Annotated in this window: 17 protein-coding genes and 1 pseudogene; 4 read left to right on the forward strand and 14 right to left on the reverse strand. The window is 47.4% G+C overall.

What is annotated here, in order from left to right:
- Nucleotides 1-217: 217 nt before the first annotated feature.
- The 3 genes from FIV45_RS12025 to FIV45_RS12035 are packed head-to-tail and all read right to left on the reverse strand — an operon-like array spanning nt 218 to nt 5,118.
- Nucleotides 218-4,180, reverse strand: coding sequence for a cobaltochelatase subunit CobN (locus FIV45_RS12025; RefSeq protein ID WP_165776962.1), 3,963 nt, complete (start codon nt 4,178-4,180; stop codon nt 218-220).
- 22 nt (nt 4,181-4,202) lie between these two features.
- Nucleotides 4,203-4,547, reverse strand: coding sequence for a DUF2149 domain-containing protein (locus FIV45_RS12030; protein WP_099472005.1), 345 nt, complete (start codon nt 4,545-4,547; stop codon nt 4,203-4,205).
- Nucleotides 4,534-5,118, reverse strand: a complete 585-nt coding sequence (locus FIV45_RS12035; RefSeq protein WP_099472004.1) for a MotA/TolQ/ExbB proton channel family protein — start codon at nt 5,116-5,118, stop codon at nt 4,534-4,536. Before FIV45_RS12035 ends, FIV45_RS12030 begins: the two co-directional genes overlap by 14 nt.
- Before the next feature lie 241 nt (nt 5,119-5,359).
- Between FIV45_RS12035 and FIV45_RS12040 the strand changes: the two genes are divergently transcribed.
- A complete protein-coding gene (locus FIV45_RS12040) occupies nt 5,360-7,546 on the forward strand; it encodes a TonB-dependent hemoglobin/transferrin/lactoferrin family receptor (RefSeq protein WP_165776961.1) in 2,187 nt (728 codons plus the stop codon).
- Nucleotides 7,547-7,629: 83 nt separating this feature from the next.
- Nucleotides 7,630-8,373: pseudogene (locus FIV45_RS12045) on the forward strand (IS6 family transposase).
- A gap of 173 nt (nt 8,374-8,546) precedes the next feature.
- Here FIV45_RS12045 and FIV45_RS12050 read toward each other — a convergent pair.
- From FIV45_RS12050 to FIV45_RS12100, 11 genes are all read right to left on the reverse strand, one after another.
- A complete protein-coding gene (locus FIV45_RS12050; protein WP_099472364.1) occupies nt 8,547-9,923 on the reverse strand; it encodes a phosphohexomutase domain-containing protein in 1,377 nt (458 codons plus the stop codon).
- Nucleotides 9,920-11,170: an AGE family epimerase/isomerase gene (locus FIV45_RS12055; RefSeq protein WP_204602157.1), complete on the reverse strand. Its 1,251-nt coding sequence runs from the start codon at nt 11,168-11,170 to the stop codon at nt 9,920-9,922. Before FIV45_RS12055 ends, FIV45_RS12050 begins: the two co-directional genes overlap by 4 nt.
- Nucleotides 11,171-11,180: 10 nt before the next feature.
- Nucleotides 11,181-12,146 carry an ROK family protein gene (locus tag FIV45_RS12060; RefSeq protein WP_099472363.1) on the reverse strand — a complete coding sequence of 322 codons (966 nt, stop codon included), beginning with the start codon at nt 12,144-12,146 and terminating at the stop codon, nt 11,181-11,183.
- Nucleotides 12,147-12,305: 159 nt separating this feature from the next.
- Entirely contained in the window at nt 12,306-14,996 is a 2,691-nt protein-coding gene (locus FIV45_RS12065) for a TonB-dependent receptor (RefSeq protein ID WP_099472362.1), read from the reverse strand.
- Between the two features lie 137 nt (nt 14,997-15,133).
- Nucleotides 15,134-16,072, reverse strand: a complete 939-nt coding sequence (locus FIV45_RS12070; RefSeq protein ID WP_412973721.1) for a DUF1861 family protein — start codon at nt 16,070-16,072, stop codon at nt 15,134-15,136.
- Between the two features lie 30 nt (nt 16,073-16,102).
- A complete protein-coding gene (locus tag FIV45_RS12075; protein WP_099472360.1) occupies nt 16,103-17,173 on the reverse strand; it encodes a glycoside hydrolase family 130 protein in 1,071 nt (356 codons plus the stop codon).
- On the reverse strand, nt 17,163-18,779 hold the full coding sequence (locus FIV45_RS12080) for an alpha-amylase family glycosyl hydrolase (RefSeq protein WP_133118558.1): 1,617 nt from the start codon (nt 18,777-18,779) through the stop codon (nt 17,163-17,165). The genes FIV45_RS12075 and FIV45_RS12080 overlap by 11 nt, the downstream gene beginning before the upstream one ends.
- A gap of 10 nt (nt 18,780-18,789) precedes the next feature.
- The gene (locus FIV45_RS12085; RefSeq protein ID WP_204602156.1) at nt 18,790-19,638 is read right to left on the reverse strand and encodes a carbohydrate ABC transporter permease; all 849 of its coding nucleotides are present in this window, start codon (nt 19,636-19,638) and stop codon (nt 18,790-18,792) included.
- Nucleotides 19,635-20,510, reverse strand: coding sequence for a carbohydrate ABC transporter permease (locus tag FIV45_RS12090; protein ID WP_412973722.1), 876 nt, complete (start codon nt 20,508-20,510; stop codon nt 19,635-19,637). Before FIV45_RS12090 ends, FIV45_RS12085 begins: the two co-directional genes overlap by 4 nt.
- A gap of 17 nt (nt 20,511-20,527) precedes the next feature.
- Nucleotides 20,528-21,817 carry an ABC transporter substrate-binding protein gene (locus FIV45_RS12095; protein WP_165776987.1) on the reverse strand — a complete coding sequence of 430 codons (1,290 nt, stop codon included), beginning with the start codon at nt 21,815-21,817 and terminating at the stop codon, nt 20,528-20,530.
- Between the two features lie 16 nt (nt 21,818-21,833).
- On the reverse strand, nt 21,834-23,093 hold the full coding sequence (locus tag FIV45_RS12100) for a hypothetical protein (protein ID WP_099472356.1): 1,260 nt from the start codon (nt 23,091-23,093) through the stop codon (nt 21,834-21,836).
- 247 nt (nt 23,094-23,340) lie between these two features.
- On the opposite strand from FIV45_RS12100, the gene FIV45_RS12105 reads away from it, so the two are divergent.
- Nucleotides 23,341-24,435 carry a LacI family DNA-binding transcriptional regulator gene (locus tag FIV45_RS12105; protein WP_133118557.1) on the forward strand — a complete coding sequence of 365 codons (1,095 nt, stop codon included), beginning with the start codon at nt 23,341-23,343 and terminating at the stop codon, nt 24,433-24,435.
- A gap of 4 nt (nt 24,436-24,439) precedes the next feature.
- Complete coding sequence (locus FIV45_RS12110) at nt 24,440-25,597, forward strand: ABC transporter ATP-binding protein (protein WP_099472354.1); 1,158 nt, start codon at nt 24,440-24,442, stop codon at nt 25,595-25,597.
- The last annotated feature ends 15 nt before the right edge of the window (nt 25,598-25,612 follow it).

Here is a 25,612-nt window from a genome sequence, read left to right on the forward strand (position 1 = left end):
AGCTCTGCGCTTTCTCCAATGCGAAATAAAACTCAGGAAAAAAATGACGATCTTCACGATTTTTTTTTCGAACTGAGAATTGGTGAAAAACTAAACTTCATGCTAACCCGAGAAAAGTAACTCCGTCATCCAAGAGTATGTGCGACAACAGAAGTAGAGGCTCAAAGATGTCTGGAAATTTGAAGGCATTCACTTTTTGAAGATATTATTCAATACCCTAGTGACGCGTCCCTTTCATATGATTCTGTCGGAAAACACCCCCTGTGAAAAATCCAGTGCATAATAGAAGTACAATAATCAGGGCCCAATTATAGTCTTGATCTAGCGGTTCTGTTTGCGCGACCTTTTTCAACTGTTGTCCCTGCACCGGCTGAGATGCAAGCGTGACGGATGATGCGCCGGCCGTCGGGAGCACCGATGACATTCCAAAACCTGCCGCCTGACCATTGACGAACGCCTTGAGTTTTTCATTCTCAACCACCAGATCATATTTATTGACCAGCTCGATCAAGCGTTCCGTCAGAAGCTGCCGGGTTGCCTCATCCGCCGCCCAATAGTCTTTGCGGACGGCCTCCAGCATCCGTTCGAGCATTTCTGCCTGAGCAATGGGATTTACCTTCTCAAAAAATTCATCGACGCCCAAGTTGAATTTATCCTTGATATAGACCTCGGCAAACTCCTGCCACTGGTCATCCCGCACCAAATTTGGGTCCACCACCTGCCAGCCCCAAAAGTTCGTCAGCCGGCTCGCCAAAGTCGTCGCGCCGGAATAGCCTTCCTCCATCATTTCAGAAACCCAGCGCTTATTGAGGCTGCGGGTGCGCAACTCTTTCGCCAGGAACTGGGCGGCATTTTCAGCGCGCGGGTTCTGGGCGTCCCGTAGATTGGCGATCAGCATTTCCGGGCTTTTCCCATCGAGATTGCGGATCGCCAGCGCGAGGCCGCCAAAATATTCAAACGGATCATCGCTTGATATCATGCCATAGATATTCGACGAACGCGCCAACATCGCCACATCGGTGCCGGAAAGCTGCTTGCCATATAAATTGACATTCTCAAGCTGTTCCCCCCAGCGGGCCGGGTCCGCCCCATAGGCCGTGCCCATCTTGGCCAGATAATTGTCAGAAATTTTCGCATCCGTCTCCCAGGTATCGCTCGCCCGCACCGCATCATCAACGCCTGATCCATAGTTGCCCGAGCTGTTGGAAAACAGTCGCACGGTAGAGAAATAGGTGGCGTCCTCTTCGGTCATGCCCTCCTGCATAAGGTCTGCCTTAACCCGCTGTGTATTGTCCCAGATTGAATTATTCGCCTCTTTCAATTGCGCCACTTTGCGCACGGCATCGGCCAGTCTGAGCATCACATCGGGAAACGCGTCGCGATAAAGACCTGTGGCCGAAAGCACGACGTCAATACGCGGGCGTTTCAGCTCCCGCGCCGGAATAATCTCTGTGCCAACAACACGTCCGTCCGCACTCCAGACAGGCTTCACCCCCATGGCGTATAGCGCCTGGCTTTCCAGAACGCCGTAGTGGCGCATGGCTTCAATGGACCATAAGGAAAAGGCCAGTTTATCAGGGAAGTGGCCATGCCGGACGCGATAGTCTTCGATCACCCCTTCCACCAATTCCTTGCCCTGTGCCCAGGCCGCACTCGTCGGCAATCGCGCTGGATCAAAACCATAGAGGTTATATCCCGATGGCAGGGATTCCGGATGGCGAATGGGATCTCCGCCGGTATTGACGGGAATATACCCCCCCGACAGGCCTTTGATCAAATGCGGCAATTCCTGAATGCCGGTCATATTGGCAATATAGAGGCGGCCCCGCTCAACATCGGTGCGCAAGGTCTCGTCCAATTGTGTGAGGTCACCGGTCCCGACCACAAAGTCACGCACGGTTTTGAAGCCCGCAAGGTCTTCAAGTGGTGTTATATCCTGGGCGATAATATGCGCGGGATCGTCTGTCGCGTTAGGGGACTGTGATCCCTCTTCGCGGGGATAGGCATCCGCTTCATAGTCACGGGCCCGGCCAGTGAAGTCCGCCCCCAGCATCTGCACCAGAGTGGAAATCAGCAGCTTCCGCTCCGGGAGCTCACCAAAACGATGCAGCCCAAGCGGTTGATTTTGCGTAGCGATATCTTCGAGATAAACATGCAATTGCTCCAAAAAGGCGGCAAAATCGGCATCTATGGTGACCTCGTTCAGCTCCAGATCCTGACAGTATTTCGCCTCAAAACAAAGTGCCTTGATTTCTTCCGCTGTTTTCGCGCGCACGCCCCCCTCATCAAGGGATTTAAATTGATGCATCAGTTCGTGGAGTTCAGAGGCCTCCCCCGCCAGTCCTGCGGCGGCAAAGGGTGGTGTCATATGCCCAATCACCGTAGCACTGCCGCGCCGTTTGGCCTGCATGGCTTCGCCCACATCATCAATGATAAAGGGGTACAAAACCGGCGTATCGCCGACGGCCAGATTACTCTGATCATAGCGGGAAAGGCCACGCTCTTTGCCTGAAAGATATTCCTGACTGCCATGTGTACCCAGGTGAATGATCGCATCCGATCCCCAATATGTCCGGGCGTAATAGTAAGCCGCCAGATAATAGTGATTCATCGGGACCGTCCCTTTATGATAGATCAGCTTGTCCTGATCCGGATCATCAGACCGGGGCGGCTGGCGCATGACCAGCAAATTGCCGTTGCGGATCCGGGGCAGCACGAACTGCCGCTCTCCCTCATGGTCCACCACCATAAAATTTTGATCGGCGGCCCCCCAGAATTGGTTAATCGGCGCTGTGACATTCTCCGGCAGTGAATTGAACCACGTCACATATTCCTTCACCGGCATAACTTCCGCCAGATCGTCTCTCAGCAGTTCCTCCAGCTCATAATCACGGTAGAAGGGATTGAGCACGCGATCAATCCGGTCCGTGAAGTAATCACTGCCCACCTTATCAATGGCATATCCTGCCCGCTGTAACGCACCGCTGATACTACGCAGGCTTTCTTCTATATTAAGGAAGGAGGCCCCCACATTTTTGTCGCCCCACACAAAGACCGTGAGCTTCTTATCTTCATTCGGCGTATTTTTCAGGGCAGCATATTTTATCGCGCGAGAGATCAAATGATCCATTTGATAGTCAATGACTTCAGCCTTACCGCTTTCTTGATTAACTGCCGCGACAATCACGGGATCAATTACGCCTGCGGTTTCCGGCAAAACAAGAAGGAAAGGTGTCATGCCCGGTGAAATACCCTGCGTATCCGCTTCCCAGGCTTTCTGGTCCCCGTCAAAATAGGTCAGGGCCTGGATCACCGGCACACCGAGACGTTCAAATTCGCTCTGACGTTTATTCGCCCAATGAATGGCGCGAAAATTCACAATCACATCAAAAATTGTTTCGCCGCCCTTTTGCAGCATCGGCACATAATCACTGGTTTGCGGGCTGAGTTCAAAGAAAAAAGGAATGGCCAGAGCCCCCTGCGCTTCAATTTTCGCAATGGCGACGTCGATCACGTTGGTATTGACGGATTCAATCTGGGATCGCTGTATCAGAACGCCAATCGCCGGCTTTTTCGTCTGACCTTCCCCTTTCCACGCCATATAGGCATCCAGAGTCTCGAAAATAAGTCCTTCATAGCCCGGTGCATAGATACCAACATCTGGATAGATCACCGGCGCAGGAATAGAGTGATCATCATGAGATTGCCTCCCTAGGATCATGGCGAGATAATCCGCCATGCGTTTCAAATTCACCTGTCCACCGTTGCCATAATAGTCATGAAGTCTTTGAGCCTCAACGTCAGTCAAACCCCGCACCAGACGTTTTTCGTCAAGCCAGTTTATGGCCAGCATCTTTCCCTCATAAGCATGCGCCGCCGGGATATATTTCTCAAATGAGCTTTTACTGCTGCGGGAAGAGGCATCATCCATCACAACAAAATCATAAGTCGAGAATTTGAGACTCGCGGCCGCAGGATCGCCAATATCCGACAAAGACGCCCGATCAATGGTCACCCCCAAAGGCGAGATATAGCCCTTGAGCGCCGCGATTTTGGCCAAATTACTGTGCGTGCCTGAAACATATAATATTTTATATACCGGTCCGGTATCGCTCTTGTCCTGGGCGGATGCCGTCACGGCAATAGTGACGATCATAAAAATGGCAAACAGAAAACGCATTATAATATCTCTCATGATTGGATTAGTTGGCGGCAGGAGCTGGGGCAGCGCCTTCTGGCGTATCGTCGGGAACATATATGATTGATCCATCCGGCATACGGTAGGCGACCCCCGCCTTCACCCCCTCACCGGCCCCGATTTCCCCGGTGCTTTTATAGGTCTCAATCTTTTCCCCCTTTTTAATAACGATCTCCATATCCTGCTGCCCCGGATTTTTGATCACCATCACATCATTACCCAGAAAAGGATTAATCGGATTTTGCGCAATGGAAATCAGGAGCGCGGCCAGGAGAACCAGAAACACATCAATCAGGTTAACGACCGAGAGAGCGGGATTTGCCGCCTCATCTTCATCAAGCAGCCTCACGGTGCGGCTCCTCTTGTTTATTCTGTGTCAATGCGCGCTTTTCCAGCAGAGGAATCAAGGCGACAAGTTCCTCCGCCAGCCACTTTCGCTTGATGCTGGCGATGAAAAAGGTGATTGAGGCCACGACGAGGCCAAAGATGACTGCCGAAAAGGCAATGATCAAATTTTCACTGATGCCCTGAACGTCTCCATCGGACAGACTTTGTAACGCCGGCCCCATCGGAATCATTGTGGCGATAAGCCCAAGCATCGGCGCGATGCGGCTCACCAGACGCACCCCTTCCATCTCAGCAAGCGCGGCAACGTCAAGATCGTCTTTGCTCGCCCCGGGACGCGCCAATGCGGCTGCGACAAGGGGATAACCTCGAGGCGCCGGGACGTCTGTGTCATGAAGGTCAATGCCGAGAAAGGCCTGAAAGGCCGGCGCGCCCTGCTTTCGCTGCACAGCCTGCATGGCGAAACCGCCCAGCGCATACAGGCTGTAAAAGAATAACCCCACCAGCAAAATAAGGACCGGGGCCATAAACAGGTCAGATATCTGATACATCAGATGCTCAAGATTTTTTATCACTTAACAACTCCCAATTAGGGCGTACGACAGATCGTACGTCATCATTTTCTATATCGCAGAGCCATGCGGTGGTCAGACCGACATGTTCCAAATTCCATTTCTGTTTACAGATCTTTTTCACTTAACGCAACTAATTATAAGAATCATTATTAATGTTGACTGCCCGAATGAAATCCATTAGCTTTCTTGCGAATCATTCTTAATATTAAATAATCCTCTTTATGGATCCGGGAGAGTCTTAGTGAAAAATCGTCTGTTATTGCCCCTGCTTCTCACAAGCGCATCACAATTTATCCTCAATTCCGCATCGGCTTCCGTCGCGGCGGAAGCCGACGCCTCAGTAGATTTTTCACTGGAATCCATTGTTGTCTACGCCACCCGCACCGAGAATAAACTGGAAGACGTCGCTGCGTCGGTCAGCGTGATCAGCCAGAAGCAGCTTGAAAAGAATATGGTCACCAATATCCGCGACATGTTGCGCTATGAGCCAGGCGTCGCCGCGACCAATTCGGGCCGCTTCGGCCTTTCTGGATTCAATATTCGCGGCCTGACCGGTAACCGCGTTAAAATTCTTGTCAATGGTACCGAACAGTCAAAGTCCTTCGAATCCGGCCCTTGGTTAAACTCGCCCCGAAATTTCGTTGATATGGACAGTGTGGCCCAGGTGGAAGTGTTGCGCGGCCCTGCCTCAAGTCTGTACGGCAGTGACGCCCTCGCCGGCGTCGTGGCCTATACCACCAAAAGTCCGTCGGCCTATCTTGAAGAAAGTGGAAACGACACCGGAGGCCACGCCAAAATCCTCTATGACAGCGTCACCAACATGGTTGCCGAAACCGTTTCTCTCGCCAACCGGACGGGCCAGCTCGAATTTCTCCTTCAATATACCCGCCGCGACGGCAAGGAGACGAAAAACTTTGGTGAAAATTACGCTGGTGGCACAGGAGACGAGCGTATCCTGCCCAATCCTTATGAATTTTCCAGCGACAATATCCTTGGTAAGATTGAATATCACATCAGTGACACACAGCGCCTGAAGCTGATCGGCGAATATTTCCGCTCAAGTTCCCATATTGACCTTCTGACACTGGAAGGTCCCAGCTATAACGCCATGTTTAACTATACAGACTATACGGGGGACGATATATTCACCCGTAAACATGCCGGAATAACCTATGAATGGGACGCCAACAATATAGCTTTTGATAATATGTCCTTGACTTTTGACTGGCAAAAAGGCGGGGCCACCGAAAAAACCAACAACAGGACGGCGGCCTTCGGTTATGGCCATCGCCTGATCGACTATCGCCACCACGAAGAAGATTATCAAGTGGCCAGCCAGTTTGATAAAAAGGCAGGCGTTCACCATTTAACCTATGGTTTTATTTACCAGCATGCCACACAGACAAACCGCACAGATAAATTCTATCTGGACGGCGGCCGGGACGCCGATCTCGCCCGCTATACACCCGTTGTGAAGGGCCAATCCATCGGCCTGTTCGCTCAGGATCAGATTACTTTATTGGACGGTGCCCTGCTGCTGTCTCCGGGTATGCGGTACGACAGTTTCCGCGCAACGCCCTATGCCGATGAGTTCTACCCCACCGAACTCAAGAAACATACCAGCGACAAAGTAACCTTCCGTTCGGGTTTGGTGTATAAATTCACCGATGTGATCTCCATGTTCGGCCAGTTCAGCCAGGGGTTTAAATCGCCGGAGCTGATCCAGCTATATCGCGAGGACACCAGCTCCGCCTATCGCGGCTATATCACGCTTGCCAATCCGGACCTGAAAGCGGAAAGCAGTACCTCCTTCGAGGTTGGGCTGCGCGCCAACACCAAGGCCTATAATGTCGAATTGGTCGGGTTCCATTCCAATTACGATGATTTTATTGAGCAAACCGTCGACCATTCTTCCGGCATCAGCATCTACCAGTATACCAATTTTGCAGAAGCCACCATTTCGGGTATAGAGGCCCGTGCCGCTATCTGGCTGGATGAGTTGACGGGAGCGCCGTCTGGTCTGGCCATCCAGGCCGCCTTCGCTTATGCCAAAGGCGATACGGAGCAGAGTGGCATGAAAACGCCCATCGATTCTGTCGCCCCCACAAAGACTGTATTGGGGCTGACCTATGATGCGCCGGACGAGCGCTGGGGTTTGGGCTTGACCGGCACCCTTGTCGGCGCCAAGAATCCTGATCGCAATAGCACTACCAACGGTTTTTCCCCAAAAGGCTATACCCTTCTTGACCTCACCGCTTATGTCAATCTGACGGAGACGCTGGTCCTGCGCGCCGGCGCTTTCAATCTTACGGATCAAGAATATTGGCTTTGGGAAGATGTCCGCGGATATACCGCCGATACCAGCTATCTCAACCGTTTCACCCAGCCGGGCCGTAATGCATCTGTGAGTCTGCAGTATAGATTTTAAGCGCAGTGGGGAGACGCGAAAATCATTTCTATTGATGGGTTTGTCACCTTAACTTTTGCCAAATTCTATGTTATGTGATTTTCATGAAAACAATATCATATCATCGACATCGCTTCCATCCGGATATTATCAGACAAGCTATCTGGCTTTATTTTCGATTTACGATGAGTTATCGAGACGTTGAAGAACTATTAGCTGAACGCGGCATTGATGTCAGCTATAACCCGAAGGGCAGCGCGGAGCAGCAAAACCGTGCGTAGGTGGGCTCTTAAGTTCGGAGCAGAATATGCTCGTCGTATCAAAAAACACAGGCCCCTACCCCATACAGAATGGTTTCTGGATGAAGTATTTGTCAAGATTGGCGGCAAATCTATGTATCTCTGGCGGGCCGTTGATGGAGAAGGCGAAATCCTGGATGTCTTAGTGCAAAAGCGCAGAAACAAACGAGCTGCTCTAAAACTTCTTCGAAAATTACTACAAAATCAAGGTATATTACCAACAAAAATAGTGACCGATAAATTGAGGTCTTACAGCGCTGCACTCCGAGATTTAAATATAGAGCACTTGCATGATACCACCAACAGGCTGAACAATAGGGCAGAAAGTTCACATGTTCCCATCCGGCGACGAGAGAGAAAGATGCAAAGATTTAAATCTCATAAATCTGCTCAGATTTTTCTGTCAATTTACGGCTCAATTTAGCGCGAAGCCTGCCCTTGGGGTATAATCTTTTCAACACTCAACGACATCTCATTTCAAGAAAAACTATACGGCAACTACGATCTATCGCAATGGTTGAATGGAACTTCGTGACCAATGCCGCTTGATTTAGGCGTCAGTTACAACTTCTTCGTCACGAAAATATTAACGTGACAGGCCCGTTTAGAGAAAACAGGAGAAATTTATAAAGAAAGTCCGCCGAACTTCTGAGCTCATTTAATCTATTGATCGTTTCGCTGTTGTGAAAAATTTAAAACACTAAAATTATTAAGTCAGTTCTTTATATTGTTAAAATAGATAGAACCTCTTTAGTCTTTAGAGCCATCAATTGAATATCCCTTCTGGATTCTACATTTAACCGGACCACAGGCTCCGTGTTCGAGCTTCTCAGATTAAAGCGCCATTGATCGAATTCAAGGCTAACACCATCTGTATAGTCAATCTTAAGTGCCGTCTCTTTATAGTGATCTAATACCCGCCGGATAGCGGTTTCCGGATCCGGAAGCTCCCGATTGATTTCGCCTGAAATGGGATAAGCCAAGATGCGCTCCTCGACCATCTCTGACAGAGGAACCTGCTTCTGAGATAATAATTCGGCGACCAGCAGCCAGGGAATCATACCGCTGTCACAATAGGCAAAATCACGAAAATAATGATGAGCACTCATTTCACCGCCATAAATGGCATCTTCGGCACGCATACGTTCTTTCAGGAATGTGTGGCCAGATTTAGACTGTATTGCCACGCCTCCAGCGGCATTTACCTGGTCAATCGTATTCCATATAAGACGCGGATCATAAATCACTTTTGCATGAGGATTTTTTTGCAGGAAAGCGTCTGCCAACAACCCAACAATATAGTACCCTTCAATAAACCGCCCCTTTTCATCAAAGAGGAAACATCGATCAAAATCACCATCCCATGCAATACCCATATCCGCGCCATGCGCAATGACGGCATCCCTTGTTACCGCTCTATTTTCAATCAACATGGGATTGGGAATACCATGCGGAAAAGACCCATCCGGCTCGTGGTGCACCTTCACCAATTCAACCGGCATCCTCATCGTTTTAAATCGCGCCTCAAGCGCGTCGATCACAGGGCCCGCCGCACCATTCCCTGCATTGACAACCAGTTTAAGCGGCTTAAACCGCCGCGTATCGACATAGCTCATCAGGTGGTCGATATAGGCCTGCAGAATAGACCCCGAGGTAATCGTCCCCCTGGTCTTGGGTTCCTTGAAATGACCTTCTTCTGCGAGGCGTTTAATATCCAGAAGACCCGTATCTCCACTGATCGGGCGCGATCCTTCGCGCACCATTTTCATGCCGTTATAATTCATCGGGTTATGGCTGGCGGTCACCTCGAGCCCGCCATTAACACCTAAATATTGTGTCGCGAAATAAATTTCCTCGGTTCCGGTCATGCCAAGGTCAATAACATCAACTCCCGCGTCGATCAGCCCTTTTGCAATTGCCGCTTTCAGGTCCTTTGACGTCAAACGTGCATCGCCGCCAATGACTACCATTTTTGGGGCCGCATCTACTTTTAGAAACTGCCCGAAAGCCCTGCCTATACGGTAGGCAATCTCGTCATTAAGCTCGGAACCAAGCTGCCCACGAATATCGTAGGCTTTGAAACAGGTGAGTGATGTCACAATATTGATCCTTGACTATCTTTTTTTGTATTTTCATCCTGCGAAAGCAAATGAATAATTTCAATACAGGCGCAGATCGAATGATAATCCGTCCGCCCCATTGAGACCCCTGACGCCTCTATGGTCTTATTGTCGTGGGTTAAATTCCGATGCCAACATTTTTGCTCGTGGTCAATCATATGCGTCCAGGCATATTGCCAGAACTGATGATAAATACACCAGTAGAGATGGTTTTCCTTTTGGCTGGCAAGTAACGCGGCCGCGACGATCGTTTCCGCCTGAACCCAGCTATATTTGCTATTGCTGCATATCTCGCCTGACGGCGCAAACCCATAAAACAACCCGCAATTGTTAGTATCGAAAGCTACTTCCATTGCATTGTCAAACAGAGCTTTGGCGCGAGGCAGCAACCACCCCTCCAGCGTGTGCTTATTAAGGAGTAAAAGTAGTTTGGCCCACTCGGTGAAATGGCCCGGCTGATATCCCCAAGGGCGTAATTTGTTTTCCGTATCCCCCGCATTATATTCAAAATCGACAAGCCAATGGTCATTGTAATGTTCCCAAATCTTACCATCACATTGGGCGGCAAGTTCCACCGTGATCCGGCGGGCAATCACGAGAGCCCGATCAAGATAGCGGCGCTCCTTTGTGGCCTCATAAGCGGCAATCAAAGCTTCACAACAGTGCATATTGGAGTTTTGGCCACGATAAAGTGAGGCGCTCTTCAATTTAGCGTCAATGACTTCAATATATAATTTATCCTGTTCTTGCCAAAAGTGCTTTTCCATAAACTGAAAGGTTTCGTCTATATAATCATACGCTTCTTTCGCGCCTGCCTCATAAGTCCGTGCATAAGCCATAAGCACGAAAGCGAAGCCATAACAGTGATTATCGCCGTCACTGATCTGGCCATTCTCCAGCATCCAGGCGTATCCCCCGGTTTCAGGATTACGGTGCCCGTCGCGGAGGAACGCAAGGCCATGCCGTGCCGCATCCAGAAACGCTTGATCATTGAATTGTTTTGCTGCTACCGCGAAATTAATCGTAAGACGGCTGCTGCTGACCAAATGTCTTTGGTGATTTTCCAGACTTACCTTTCCAGTTGCATCAAAATGTTGAAAATAACCGCCTTTCTCCTGGTCAATACATTGCGGATAATAAAAAGTCAGTATTGAACGAACATGCTCAATCAAAAAGCCTGTGGACCGAAAATCGGGCAGTGGCGACATCTTTTGTGTTACGTTCATAATTCTAGTCTCATGGAAATCTGTGGGTTTTATTGCACCGCGGGCTTAAAGCAGCAGCGGTTTCAGAGAAGTAACCTTGATGCGCCAAGATCAAGCTACCCTTAGTCGCCGCCTCGCCAGCAAGGCGGGTCGGAACAATGAAATCTTTTATCGAAACTTCATTTAGCGTTGTCATATAGCCATGCATCAACTCTAAGAATTTACGATGCAATATGGGGAAGATCTGCTTTTGTCCCATCACCCCACCCCCCAGAATTATTTTTTCCGGCGCGTAGCAATAACACAAATTCACACATAAAATGGCCAGGTAATGCGCTTCAAGCTCCCATACGGCAGAGTTCTCGGGAAGGCTCTCGCCCGGAGAACCCCATCTGCTCTTGATGGCGGAACCAGACGCCAGACCCTCCAGACAGTCTCCGTGGACAGGGCAGCTCCCTGGAAAAGAATCTTGAACCACATCGTGCGGCACAAGCATATGTCCGATTTCCGGGTGCTGGAGGTTATTCACCAAGTGACCATTAACAAAAGCTCCTCCGCCAATACCGGTGCCAACCGTCATATAGACAAAATTATCATTTTCCTTAGCACCCCCAAAATACCGTTCGCCAATAGCGGCGCCATTCACATCACTTTGAAAGGCGACCGGAACAGAAAAAATATTGGAAAAATAGCCAACGATATCAAAGTATGACCAGCCCGGTTTGACGGTCAGTAATATTTTTCCGTAACTCCTGGAGGCCTTATTAATATCGATTGGCCCAAAATGAGCGATGCCCAAAGCCTGGACAGGGCCGTATTCAATGGATTTTTCTTTAAAAAAATCAACCACCTGAGCAAGCGTGTTTTCTGGGGTTGTTGTTGGAATGGTCCGTCGCGCAATGATATCGCCATCACCATAGCCCATTACACAATTAAAGTTTGTGCCGCCTGCTTCCACACCACCGAACAATATATTTTCAGAATGCCTTCTAGACATAACGTAAACCTATCTTTTTAAAAATATATTTTGAATAACAGCACCCTGCTTGATAGGTCATTTCAAATGACGCCCATATTTGACACAAGGTTGCTGGATAACTCACAGCAAGGCCGAGGCCTTGCTGTGAGATTTATATTTGAGAAATGAGAATTATTATTAAAATCTCATACGAGCGCCGATGGAATAACGACTGCCATTGTCAGCATACTCAATCACGCGATTTTCAAAGCTTGAGAACCATAATGTGCGTGCATTTGTGATGTTTATCGCTTCAACGAAGACTGCGATATCATTCGTTACATCATAGCTTGCGCTAGCATCCCATTGGCCATAAGCCCGGATCATTTCAGGCTGTCCCCGTTTGCCCGCTTCTGTCAAGGTGTAACCATCCCGGAAGTTATAGGCAATACGCGCCTGAAGAGGACCTTTTTCATAGAAGCCTACAACATTATAGGTCTTTGAATTATCGTCACCATTATACACAGACGTGAAGTTGGCTGACATTCCCAAACCATCAAACGGTGCTGGCAAACCTGAGAAGGTATATTGAGCCTGCAATTCGAAGCCTGTCAGACTGCCTTCACCTTCGTTTTCCGGACGATTAGAGAAGAACTCTTCTCCCAGAATTGTAACAACGGTTGTTTTACGGGCAATATTATTACGCAGATCTTTATGGAATACCGCACCACTCACATAACTCACATCATCGATATACCATGTCAGTGCTGCGTCATAGTTCCACGCGGTTAAAGGCTTGAGACTTGGATTACCCGAGTTAATGTTGCGCTCTCTTTCACGAGCATTAATGTTTCGGAAAAGCATAAGATCCGTTAGGGTTGCCCGCGTCAGCGTTTTTGCCACAGCCGCCCGGAACACGATATCCTCTGCCATATCGATTTTCACGTTCGCGCTCGGCAACCACACATTATATGAGCCGGTTTCCTGAATAGGAATGGGGTCCGACAGAACAACAACCCGATCTGAATTCGGTGGAGATAGAATTTCCAAAATCTCCTGACCAACGCCTGAAGACAAGACATCCGTTTTAGTATACCGAAGCCCCAAGTTGCCCGACCAGCTTTTTTCTCCAAAATCACCGGAGAAATTCGCCTGAATATAGGCACCGTAATTCTTTTCTCTTACTACCCCACCATCACCTGGCAATTCTACCACACCGACACCATTGCCATTCGTGGCAAGTGCCGCGCGGGTCGCATCTGGATCTACCGTTGCGTTAATTCCCGCGTCGGACTCCATCCAAGCCTGCATATCCGAAATATCGAACGACGGAAAACTTGTATTAAACTCACCAGAATCCCCCCCCAGAAAACCGCTCGCATCAACGGTAGAGAAAAGCTCCTGTGGGAATGGCACGCCGCACCAGAGACACTGAATATTACCCGGCGTTTTACTCACCACCCGGCCTTTTTCACGGAAAGCGTAATTGACGCCGCCCGCAATGGAATTCAGGATTCCAGCATCATCAAACTGGTAATCTCCATCGAAGGTCGCCTGGAATGTTTCATCAGAAACACTCCTGCCCTCCCAGGTAAACCACCCGAATGTTGCATTAGACGTATCGGATAAATCGCCAAAATTAGAAAATGTCGGCAAGCCGTTCGGGCTGATATCAAACATTACCTGGCTCGGGTCTGAACCGGGCGCATGAAGGTCAGTATCAAACCATGCCTGATTTCCGCCTGTGTTGTCCGTAGATTTGGAGTAAGCCGCATCAAAGACCGTATTCAAATTGCTTGACGGCGACCATTCAGCATTAAAGCCGGCTTGGTAGGTTTTTGCTAATCTTGGGCGAATAATGGAAGCTATTCTTGTCTGGAACTGGCCCTGTGCGTGGGTAACGGTATTATTTTCATCAACCGTCGCATTCGTGACTTCACCTGGTCCGCCATAGAAGAACAATGTATGGGTATTGTCATTCACATCAAGCTTGGAATATAGGCCATCAATGGTAACGAGCAAGTCTTCAGACACCTGCCACTGAAGCGCCAAGGTACCACTGATGCGCTCACGATCTGTTTCGTTGATGTCATACTCTGCGAATGTCGGCATCGAAACACCTTCAAGTTCGTTCGTGCCATCATTGTCAAAATCAAGGTTCAAGTTTGCTTCGACACCGTCCGTATATACACGCTCGGTACGAAGATCCCGTTTGACATAAGAAAAGGATCCAAGAATGCCAAACTTGCCATCCACGAAAGTGTCACTTAGCAAGCCGGAAAATTGCGGTGAGACTTTTTCTCGTGATGTATCGTAAATACCTTTTGCCGATATCGCACCAGTAAACCCGTCAAAATCCAGGGGGCGTGCCGTTTTCATATTCACGGTCGACCCAATTCCTCCTTCGACTAATTTGGCATTGGGTGTCTTATACACGTCCACGGCGTTGATCAGCTCCGCAGGAAGGATGTCAAAACTAAACTCACGCCCATCATTTTCCGTCGCCAGAACACGGCCATTCAACAACACCGCGTTGGTTGCCGGGCCTAAGCCACGCACAGTAATTGTTCTGCCTTCGCCTCCATTACGATCAATTGTAATTCCCGGAATACGCTGCAAAGCTTCTGAAATATTTTGATCCGGAAATTTACCAACATCTTCAGCCGCGATTGCGTCTACAATCGTGTCTGAATTTCGCTTGGTCTGCAAGGCACGCATCTGGCTGCCCCGAATACCCGTTACAATAATTTCCTCTAACACCATCGCATCGTCATCTGAGGTGGTCTTTTTATCTGTTTCATCCGCGGCATAGGCCTGTGAAACAGTCAGCGCTAGCAATGCTGATGAGGCCAGTAAAATATGTTTGAAATTCAGTTTAATATTATTCATTTAAAACTCCCTATATTTACATCTATTTTTGTATTTCCCTAGCTTAACTTTAACGTTAAACAAAATTAAATCAAGCAAAAAGTTTAACGTTAAACATAAAGCCTAAAAATTTTTAAAACCCCTATATTATAATATAGTTACTCCTTCACCATAAAGGGGTCGTCAATTTCAATCCAATGCGATTCAGCATCAGACACACCCGCGTAGAGGGTCGCTTTACCATCAATTCGAATCAAGCCAGAGGAGAAGATAACATTCGCCAAATCTGCCCGCTTTGCCGGACCGGCTTCAAACTGGTCTCGGCTGGCAATAATTTTATAGTCCCTGAACTCTTTCAGCACAGGGTTAAAGATAAAGGATTTAGCATAATAATGCCGCTCCTGCATGAGGTGATCATTTTCATAACATGCGGCATGCGCCAACACACCAATTTCGCCATTGGTGAGTAAATGTGCCTCATTGACACCTCCCCAGTCCATGGGATGGAACATTCCATGCAGTAAAGTGGCAGACTCGATTACTGCAATTGTTAAACCTTCCAGATTGTCAATATCGACATAACCTATCTTCCCCCGTCCGCCGATCTCACCTTGAGGTCGGGTAAAAACGGCTATCTTACCATTTTGTAAATCACATAAACGAATGTCCTTCATTCCGGCAGGACCGATAAAACACTCAACCAAATTAAAGATATCCGGCCCCCGGAATAAAACGGTTCTCCATTCCAATCCTTTCTCTACATCTTTTATTTGCACGCCCCCAAACACAAGTTCATTTCGTATATATGTGATAAAAGGATCCTGCAAATTATAAACAGGCGCCCCAGCAATAGGTGCCCACGTCCCGTCAGTCTCCTCAAAGAACACGACATTGGAATATTCATGATCTCTTGGCTCAACACGCCCCGCGATCACTGTTCTATTCGCCGAACGGAAAGGCGCCGTAATGTTGTAGACATCATGCCCGTCTACGCCTGAAAATTTAAGCTTTGCTGTCTTAAAGACATTTTTTTTCTGGTCTTGCCGGAACTCGGAAACAAGTTCCTTTACACGTTTGGTTTCTTTTTCACTCATCACTAACTCTTTTTGCTTGTTAAATTTATTCTTTCACAGACCTTTAGGAAAAAGGTGACCCCACAAGGCGTCCAGGGAAATAGTCGCCAAGGCCATGACTTCATCCGCAGCACCATAATAAATATGGAGCACTTCATTTTTAATAAGGGCGCCACAGCTAAACACCACATTTCCAAAAAAGCCATCCGTCTCATAAGGGGCCCAAGGCTCCACTAGGGGGCCATTCATACGGGCAATCACTTTGGTTGGGTCGTCTATGTCCGTCAAGAATGCTCCCATACAGTAGCGTTGTGTTTCATCCACGCCATGATAAATCTGTAGCCAGCCCTTGCTCGTTTTGAGCATGGGCGCTCCTCCGCCAATTTTCAATTTATCCCATTCACTATCTGAACATTCTGCCAAGACAGTATGGTCTCCCCAATGAAGAAGGTCTGGCGATTTGGATATCCATATCTCTGGTGTCCCAAGGTGCATGGGAGCTGGACGATGCAATGCCCAATAATACCCTTGAATTTTCTCTGGAAAAAGACAGACATCCCGATTATCCGGCGCAAATATTAGCCCCAGCTTTTCCACATCCCGGAAATTCGAGGTCCGGGCAAGCGAGGTCGTAATGCCAAGGCCGGAAACAGAAGAATAGTTAATATAATATACCCCTTCTATTTGAGTAACCCGGGGATCTTCACAGCCAAAAAGTTCATAGCGATTGTCCGGAAAAATAAAGGCTTCATCCTCAACAACAAAATTTACGCCATCCTGACTGCGCGCCAGGCGTATATGTGAAAGTGATGTTAGGTAACCCTTCTTGGGGTTTGCCTTTAACGCGATCATGCGAGGATCAGAAAAGTCATATGTCTCATCATCCCTGCGAAATGATTTTATCGTCATTTCGCAGGCCCCCGCCACCTCCGTCAAAAAGGGGATTCTAATTTCATTGTTATCGGACGTGATAACACTTTCAGCTACCCTGAGCAGCATCACAGTTTCACCATTATAGTCAATGACCCCCGCATTAAAGGTACCATCCACTTTAAAGCCTGCCTTGCTGGGTTTGACCATAGCTGGTGTAATCAGAGGGTTAAATTCAGAACGTTTAATAAGCATTTTCAATTTCTCTTGTAATTAATACGCCAAAGGGCGGCAGATAATCTGGTTCACAAGGGCTTATTCCCCTGCTGGTCAAAATTTCGCGGAAATTCTGGCGATCAATTAGTTTTTTTTCTCGGCTGAAATTAATGTGGATGTGGACAATGTGATCATCCCAACGACGGGAGAGATGCAATAATTTTTCATCCAGAGACAAGTGATCATAGTTTCCAAATGCCAGAGCCGGATTATCCCGGCACAGGAAAATCAGTTTTTGATACCAGTGCCAAAGGCTTTCCGGGTCGTTTCTCTGATCTTCCACATTGGGGGAATGCACTACATTGGCTGCCCCGATCCAGGGTTTAGATCGGCTAAACCCTGAGAAATCACTTTTATTCCAGGACATATATGATCTTGATTTATCCCGGCATTTTTCCAACGCATCACCATAGGCCTGCCGCTGGTTTTTGCCTTCACTCACCGCCAGATTGAAATGGTTTATCGCCTGAATATCTTTCATTTCCTCAATATTCCCAGGAATGAAATTCGACATGCCGATCTCTTCGCCAAAATATAGAAAACTCACACCTTTCGCCATCAACGTCAACGCCGCCAACGCCGCCGCCGCCGCTTGATTTTCATGGCATAGTCTGCTCATGGATCGCGCCATATCATGACTGTTAAAAAATATAGTAGGCAATCCACTCAGATGTTTCTCCATATCTTTCAATTCCTGATAAACACGACAGATGTCGAAGCTGTCGATCGACCCCAAATTGAAATTAAACACCACATCCAGCATATCGGGACCTTGATAGGGGGCCAGTTTCGCAAGCGCTTCGTCGCCGACTTCACCAACAAGGAAGTAGGCCGTCTTTTTTTGAGCGGCGTATTCCCTGACGAATCCGCAGAGTTCCCTCACGCAAGGATAAATTCCCAACTGATCAATATCATTGAGATGAATCTGTTTCCCCTGCTCATCGACAGGATTTTCAGCCCCTATGCCGTCACAAGAGAGAAAATTAATGACATCAAACCGGAAACCATCAACGCCCTTGTCCAGCCAAAACCGTAACATGGCTTTCATGTCATCCCGAACGGCCTGATTCTGCCAATTCAGATCGGCCTGCTCGGGGGCGAATTTATGATAATATACCTGACTGCCGTCGGGCTCTTTCGACCAGGCCGATCCGCCAAAAAAGGAGCTCCATCCATTGGGCGCGTCCTGAAAGAAAAAATAATCGCGATATTTACTTTTCGGATCAGAGGCAGCTTCCCGGAACCATGCATGGTCTGTTGAAACGTGATTTAACACGACATCAATAATGACCTTCATACCACGCCTATGCGCCTCTTCAATGAAATGGTCAAAATCAGCTAATGTGCCAAAATCAGGGTCGACATCAAAATAGTCGGCAACATCATAGCCGTTGTCGACCTTGGGTGAGGGATAAAATGGCGTGATCCACAAGCCATTGACGCCCAAATCCTGTAAGTAACCCAGGCGACTTGTCAGTCCGGCAAAGTCCCCGATCCCATCCCCGTTCCCGTCCTGGAAACTGGAAATATATATTTCATAAAATACGGTGTCTTGCCACCATGTCTGATTTGAAGTTGAGATCATATCATTCACATCACTTTAAGGATAAGGACATTCCCTGCAGGAAATACCGGCGGAAAGTAATAAACAAAATGATCAGGGGTAAAGCCTGCAAGACCGAACCCGCCATGACTGGCCCCACATAAATTCCATATTGCTTACTGAAGGTCGCGAGCAATACCGACAGCGGCATTTTATCAACATCCGATATCACAATTAATGGCCACATGAAGTTGTCCCACGTCCCCGTGAAGGTGAAGAGTGCAACAATGGCAACAATGGCTTTATTCAGGGGCAACATGACGTTGAGTATGATTTGCTTTAGACTTGCCCGATCCAGTTTCGCCGCATCAATATAGTCATTCGGTGTCCCCCGAAAGGTTTGAGCCACCATAAATATGCCCCACCCAGACATCAGAACTGGCAAAATCATCGCGGAATAGCTGTTGATCAACCCAAGCTGTTTGATCAAGATGAACTGAGGTATGATCAGCATCATTCCCGGCACCACCATTTGGAATAATATAAAGTCGTTCATCTGTCGGCGCCCCCGGAAGTCTATTTTAGCCATCGCATAGCCGATGAAAGCACTGGTCATCACAACAGAAGCTGTAACGGTGAGCGTCACAAAAAACGAATTGAACAGGGATTTCAAAAAAGGGCGATTTAATTTTTCTGCACTTTCAAACAGAAATTGATAATTTTCCAATGTGAACGAGCCAGAAAAAAGATCGGTATGATATATCTCAGGCGTTGGCTTCAGAGACGCCATGATCATCCAAATGTATGGATATAACCAGGTCAACGCCAACCCATACATCAAGGTTACAATGATCCAGCTTCCCAGCTTTTTCTTTGGTAATTTTAGTTTAAAACCAATCATACCAGCTCCACATTCTTTTCCAGAACCTTACGCATCAACTTAAGGACGGCATAACTGATTATTGCAATGATGATGGCCATCAGGGCCGCACGACCGGGTTGCAACCGATTAAAGGCTGTTTCATAGATGACAAGCATGGGCATATTGGTGCTTTCCATCGGTCCGCCGCCCGTCATCATGTAAGGCTCGGTAAAAATTCCAAACGCGACGGTAATGGCAAAAACCAAAACCATTACCAACTGAGCATTAATCATCGGCAAGGTAATTCTGAACAACCGTTTCAATGGTTTCGTATTATCCAGCTTGGCGGCATCGTAAATTTCAGGAGGAATGGCGGCAAGGCCCGAATATAGGATCAATCCATAATAGCCGACGAACTTCCATGTCACGACAAGCGAAATGGATAGCATCGCCATTGTCGGACTGGACAACCAGGGAATGGTAAAGCCAAACCACTCCAGCAGAAAGCTGTTCAATGGGCCAGTAGAGCTGAATATTTTCTCGAAAACAAGCGAATAAGCCACGCCCGAAGAAATATGCGCCAGCAGAAAGCACAATGCAATAAAGACTTTACCGCGTCCAATATGCTTCAAGCCAAACGCAAAGGCTAGTGAACAGGCCAACACAATCGGCACATAATAGATCAAAAAGCGCATGACGTTCCATAGAGATCGCCAAAACTCAAGATCCCCCAGTACGGCCACAATATTGCGTGCTCCACTGAAGGTTGGCACATCAAAAAAGCGCCAGTCAGAAAAGGATAATATGACCAGCCAGACAAAGGGATAAGCCCAGAAAATAACATTAAACAACAGGAACGACGCCGCCAGTGCTGCGCCAATCTGAGCTTCGTTAAATTCACCAAGTTTTATACGTCCAAGTCTCATGTTTAATTCACAGTATCTAGGAGTTTATTTGTCCGCCGCACCGCGTCGGCCAGCGCGTCTTTTGGTGCCTTTGTTCCAAATTTTACCGGCTCAACCATTTCATATCCCATTGTTTTTTGGACATCGATCGTATTTTCGATGAAGGCGGATGGCAGAGCGACATCAACATAAGCCGCATATTGCCTGGCAAGCGGGTGGGTATCATAAAAGGCTCTAAATATGGCGTTTTCCATCAGGTCTCCCCGCGCCGGCGGAAGGCTTGTTTTTTCAAGCCACAATAAACTGTATTCGTCTTGACTGAGCACCCAGGAGAGGAAGGCAAACGCTTCTTCTTTCACCTTACTGTTTTTGAACAAAACCAATCCCTTGCTGTCGGCAAAAGTAAATGTTTTACCTTGTCCCTCGCGCAGCACAATCATGGGACCGACGACTATTTTTTCCAGTGTTTGCGGATACAGCCGTTCAAAAAATGGAATACTCCACGGCCCTCTCACGCCACCTACGACCAAACCTGTCGTTAAAGGATCATCACTTTCAAAGTCCAATGCCGTCCACTCACGCTTAAAAATCGTTTCCATAAACGTCAGGACAGAGAGGCCCGCAGCATTATCATAAGAGGCCTTGCCATCGGTAATATAAGGCGCCCCACCCGAGGCCGCATAATAGAGTGATATAAAATCATACCAACGGTCGTACCAATTTTTCCCCGTGATAAGCTGCATGCCGTATTTTTGATCCAAGGCGGCGTATTTCTCTGAAAGCTTATAGACATCATCATAGGTTCTCGGGACGTCGTCTATCCCAAGCTTTTGCAATATATCCATCCGCCACCAGATCAAGGTCGGGTTGGAATAGAGGGGAAAGACATATTTTTTTCCTCCCTGATCCCACCCTTGTATAATTTTTTCCATACGTCTGTGTGCGATCAATTCCGGATATCCCGCCATGACCGAAAGGTCTTGCAACTGCCCCAAGGCAACCAATTGAGTGGCAAATCCGGAGAAGATATTCGTCGAGATATCAGGAGCATTGCCCGCCACAAGTGCTGTTAGAATAGCTTTCTCGGAACTTTCCACCGCCGGGATTGTCTCAAACGCCACCGGCATACCCAGGCCGCTCTCATTCCATCGGGCAACCACAACCTTCCAGAAAGCCTCCTGCGACTCATCAGGCGCTACCCACAACCTGATCACTTTCCCCTCCGGCGCCGCTTTTGCCTTCTGATCTGAGCCGGAGCATCCGCCCACCAGAAGCGAGCTGAAGATGACAATGATATGGCTGATCTTTTTCATAAACGTCATTCGCCTTTTATTTCTGTAAAACCAACAAACCTTCAATGGTCGACTCCGCACCTGAATTCATATTTATTTTCACTGCGGAGTTAATCGCATCATAGGTTCTTCCCGTGGCTTGATCATACATCGCCCTCCTCGCAATATTGTCCCCTGTGAACCAGGAAGTTAACTTTGCCTGAAGGACAAGATATTTCTTATCTTGCGTGGCCTGATATGCCTCGGCTGCAGCATACACCATTGGCCGTATTCCATAGGCTATTTGTGGAAAATGTCTTTTATGGATTTCAGAATATCCGGCTTCATCTCGCCTGATTGAGAGCGATTCAACGAGGCCATTCTTGAGCAAATAAGGATAAAAATAATCAACCTCCCGCAATGCACTTTCTATATACTCTGGGTGTTTCAATTGCTGCCCCGCCAGCAACAGGGCGTAAGCCTGACTATTTCCCCAAGCATGCCATTCATTTTCCCAACTTAGAAACATGCCGTAGGGATAGACCCCCTTGCCGCCTTTTTGCATTTGCATAATGCCTTTAGCCAACGCATTGATCATATCCAAAACGCGGCCATCTTTCTGCCGAACGTAATGCGGCAGCAGACCCATAATGGCGACGGCAGCCTGATCAGCAGCAAACTTCTGAGGCAACCAGCTAGCAACCCATATGGTGTTCTTGATTTCGGCTATCTGCTCTCCCAATGGTAGATCTCTTTTTAAGTTTACCATAAGCCGGTCAATTGAGGCTGCGATTCTATTCACCAGATCAACATCAGAGCTCACCAGACCATAAGCCACCTCAAGGCTCCATAATGCGCGAAAGGACCACCAGTTCATTTCTGCTACCGACGTTTTATAACCCGTATTTATGGAGAGATCATGCCAAATGAAGTTATTAAAATATCCGTTATCATTCTGCATATACAAAATAAACTCGATCAACATCTTCATCTTTTTCAGAATGGCTTTATTCGGGTGGGTTTTTAAATATCCAGCTAACATCACAATAGCCCGGGCAACATCGTCAACACAAGCAAACCCCTCAGCCGGCTCAATGGCAAAATGATAATCAGGATATTCACTGTAGATATTGACCACTGCCATTTTTGTGCCATTTATCTCCAAGGGAGCATATAAATGATTAAAATGATCAAGGTTGAACTGAAGAGGTTCAAAAATAGTTTTTTGTGAATGCGACAGCCCTGCGCTATGTGCGCCGCCTGAGACGCAAACAAAAACGCTAAGCACCAGAAAAAATGCTGTGGTGATGTTTCTCATATATTTTGAACTCATTTTTTTCCACCGTATTTAGTTGCCACAGGCCATCGAGAATAGGTTATTTATTGGCATTTGTTTAACGTTAAACTTAACTGTTGATTATGTCAATATTTAACGTTAAACTTAATTCACTATAAATTGGAAACAGGATGTTGTACATTTTCTTTAAACGAAATATGTGCCACGAGAACAATAACCGGTAACGCTTTGCAATTTGCTTACTCTTGTGCCGCATAGGAATATATTATTGAGCCACGAAAAAGGATTTTATAACGACATGGCCCGAAAGAAAGAGACCCTCAAGTCTATTGCTGCGAACCTCGGCATTACGCATACATCTGTTTCCAATGCCTTTATCAACCCGTCCAAAGTATCAGTCAAGCTGCGCAAAAAGATACTGGATTATGCAAAATCAGTAAATTACCACGGCCCCAATCCTGCTGCGAGATCACTAAGGACAGGTTTGTGCGGCGCCATAGGCATCATTTACAATGACCAGCTCAGTTACGCTTTCTCTGATCCACATGATATTGCTTTCCTGCGTGGCGTGTCCACGGTTTGCGAAGAAAGAGGGACAAATATTGTTCTTATTCCGTTAAAGAATAGCGACCTGGATAACTTTGAATCTCTGGACGCCATGGTAGATGGCTACATTCTAAATGCACCCTATAAGAGCAACCCAACGACCCAGCGTGCCCTCTCAAGAGGACTCCCGACCGTTGTCGTTGACTTCGAGTCTCCTCAGCATATCAGCGTGCTGACCAATGATGCCAGTGTCATGCAGGAAATGACCTCTCACATCACCTCCCTTGGACATAGAAAGATCGGGATTATCACATTCCCTCTAAAAGAAGGCAGTCAAGCTCTATTTAGCCTTGAGAGGGAACCTGAGACTGAAAATTACGTCGTTAACCAGCGACTCCAGGGATGTCGCGCCGCCCTTCTCAACGAAGATATTGAGTTAAGCAATATTCTGGTTCAGGAAATCACCAACAGCAGAAAAGGCGGTGCAGAGGCCGCCCAAATTCTGATGAATGCTGTTCCTGATATTACGGCCCTGATCTGTTTTTCAGATCAACTGGCCTATGGCGCCATGGAAGAATGTCGCCGACGCAAGATTGATCTCCCCGGTCGCATTTCAATTACCGGGTTTGATGGCATCACCCCCTATGACCTAAGCCCTGAATTACCCGCCCTGACCACAGTGCGGCAAGACGCCGATCAAAAAGGTCGAAAAGCTGCAGAAGCGCTTCTGAACAAAGCCAGCGTTAAAAGTAATCAAATCGACATACAGGCAGAAGTAATCATTAAAGACAGTACAGCAAAAGTATGGAATTTATAGAAACATGGCTAACTTAACCATTAAAGACCTTGTTAAAACCTACATTGAAGATGAAATCATCCATGACATTAATTTTGATATTCAGTCTGGTGAATTTATCGTCCTTGTCGGACCCTCCGGCTGTGGAAAATCCACAATTCTGAGAATGATCGCCGGGTTGGAAGAAGTCACTTCCGGTCAAATATTCATTGATGATGTGGACGTAACAAATACAGCGCCTTCGAAAAGAGGCGTTGCGATGGTATTTCAATCTTATGCCCTCTACCCTCACATGACCGTCAGGGAAAATCTAAGTTTTGGCCTGAAAAATATGAAACTTGATAAGGCATATATCGATCAACATATCACTCACGTCGCCGACATATTGCAACTGAGTGAGTATCTCGACCGCTTGCCCAGCCACCTTTCAGGTGGACAGAGACAGCGGGTTGCTATTGGACGTACGATCGTTCGCGATCCAAAAATATTTCTGTTTGACGAACCCCTGTCAAATCTTGATACAGAATTACGCGTACAGATGCGCCATGAATTGTCAAAATTACATAAAAAGTTAAAAAGTACGATGATTTATGTGACGCACGATCAAATAGAGGCCATGACCTTGGCAGATAGAATAGTTGTTTTGGATCAGGGTAGAATTTCTCAAATGGGAACGCCATTGGAGCTCTATAATCACCCAAAGAATATTTTTACAGCAAGCTTCATTGGCAGTCCAAAAATCAATTTACTTGATGGTAAAGTAATGGATAGCCAACACGGAAAAACACTTGTTAACCTGGACGGTGGTATAAATATATGCCTGAACAAGCATTACCCTCTGATAGAGGTTGGTGACACTATAACGCTTGGTTTACGACCAGAACATATACATGCTCACCTCAAGTCAGGCGATGTTATTTTAGAAGTACAACCGCATGCCATAGAAAACCTGGGGGATTCAACATACGTCTATGCCAAACTTCAGAATCACTCAGACATCCGTGTGAAGCTCCAAGGGCAAAATACATTTAATAGTCAAAATGTTATTACCCTCGGCATCAATCCAAATGACATTTTGCTCTTTGACCAGAAGGGTGACGCGATTATTCCTTCAGGAACAGCCCACCCTGCCCCATCGGAAGATTTAGAGAATTCATCCTCGATGAGACAAAAGGTATCATAGCATGTGGATACGACA

The sequence above is a fragment of the Paremcibacter congregatus genome (assembly GCF_006385135.1).
GTDB classification, from domain to species: domain Bacteria; phylum Pseudomonadota; class Alphaproteobacteria; order Sphingomonadales; family Emcibacteraceae; genus Paremcibacter; species Paremcibacter congregatus.